Genomic DNA, 1,644 nt, shown 5'->3' with positions numbered 1-1,644 from the left:
TGCGGCCGATGGCGGCGGTCGGGATCAGGTTGGTGTCGACATAGATGGAGCCGGGCGAGATCGCCATGCGGCGGCCGTTGAACAGCACCAGGGTCCGCTCGGCGCCCAGGCCGCGCAGGTTGACGTTGCCCGAGCCGGTGGTCTGACCCGCGCCGAACTGGTTGGACTCGCCGACGGCGCCGGAGACGGCGGGGATCGACTTGATCAGGTCGACGGTCGAGGGCGAGCCCTGCTTGGCCATCTCCTCGGCGCCGATGACATTGACCGGCAGGGCGGCGTCTTCGGGGGTGCCGGCGATGAACGAGCCGGTGACCACGACCTCTTCGACCTCGGCGGAATCCTGGGCCAGGGCCTGGCCGGCGCCGAGGGTGAGCAGGAGCGCGAGGGAGGAGGCTCCGGCAAGGTATCTGGATTGTAGCAAGCGTTTCCCCTTTTAATATAACTACGTTATCCGTCGATATTGCGACAGATTGCGGGGGAGGAATGCGCGAGGATTTCAGCAAAACGCAAGTCGATTTTGTATGCATGAAAGAATAGAGTGCGGACACATACGACGGGTCTGTCAAAACTCATCCGAACATTGTTCAGAATTTGAATCTATGGACAAAATCGTACCGAAACTTCGAAAACTGTCGAAATTAGCCCTGGAAAATCAAGGTTCACGGCCCGCGTGAGTTTCGGCGCGGGCGTCAGAACCGCGCCTGTCGCTTTCGCGCCACGTCCGGCGATAATTCGTGTGGCGGGTATGGCGGACAAGCGTTGGTGAGAGGCGAGGTCGCGCCGGAGAATCTATGAAGCGCCGCGCCCTGGCGGATTCCCTGGAGTGCCGGGAAGGGCGGAACGCGGCGCTAGCCAGCCCGCCAACGTGGGTTAAGCTCGGCCATGCTTTCGACCACCCCCACAGTGCTTTTGGATCTGGACGGCACGCTCATTGATTCGGAGCCGGGCATTCTGTCGAGCTGCCGGGCCGCTCTGCGCGCCCTAGGCCATACGCCCGAGCCATCGCTCGACCTTTCGGCGCTGATCGGCCCGCCGATAGAGGACGGCATGCGGTGGCTGCTGGAACGATATGGAGACGATCGGGTCACCGAGGCGGTGGCGGCCTATCGCTCAGACTATGGCCAGCGCGGCCTGTTCAGCAGCCTGCCTTATCCAGGCATTGGGCAGGCGCTGACGGCGATGCGGCGCGCGGGCGCGCAGCTCATTCTTGCCACGTCAAAGCGCAGAGAATTCGCCCAGCGCATTCTGGAGCACATCGGCTTCGATGGCTTTTTCGTCGCCATCCACGGCTCCGAGCCGGGCGGCGCGCTGGACCACAAGCCGGAACTGATCTCCCATATTGCGGAGCTTCATTCGCTGGCGCCGGGCCACTGCGTGATGATCGGGGATCGTCGACATGACGTCGCGGGAGCCCATGCGAACGAGATGCGCGCCCTCGGCGTCCTGTGGGGTTACGGAACCCTGGACGAGTTGGAGGCCGCGGGGGCGGACGGCCTTGTCTCCGAACCGGCAAGTCTTGCGACAGCCGCCCTCGCGATGGCCACCGCCGGAATGACTTGACCGCGACCCTAAGCCGCCTGGGTCTTGGCGCTTTCGAGGAGTTCCAGCACCGCGGCGAGGTAGCCCTGGGCGTTGGCGCGGGCG

General features: G+C 64.1%; 2 protein-coding genes. One reads left to right on the top strand and one right to left on the bottom strand.

Annotated elements, in window-relative coordinates:
• A partial coding sequence (locus V6M52_RS01245) for a TonB-dependent receptor plug domain-containing protein (RefSeq protein ID WP_332698585.1) occupies positions 1 to 421 on the bottom strand: 421 nt, incomplete at its 3' end.
• A gap of 461 nt (positions 422 to 882) precedes the next feature.
• On the opposite strand from V6M52_RS01245, the gene V6M52_RS01240 reads away from it, so the two are divergent.
• Positions 883 to 1,560: an HAD hydrolase-like protein gene (locus V6M52_RS01240; protein ID WP_332698582.1), complete on the top strand. Its 678-nt coding sequence runs from the start codon at positions 883 to 885 to the stop codon at positions 1,558 to 1,560.
• Positions 1,561 to 1,644 lie beyond the last annotated feature (84 nt).

The sequence above is a fragment of the Devosia sp. genome (genome assembly GCF_036676215.1).
In the GTDB taxonomy this organism is placed as follows: Bacteria; Pseudomonadota; Alphaproteobacteria; order Rhizobiales; family Devosiaceae; genus Devosia.
Note: the sequence above shows the minus strand (reverse complement) of the source record. Positions and strands in the feature narration are given on the sequence as shown.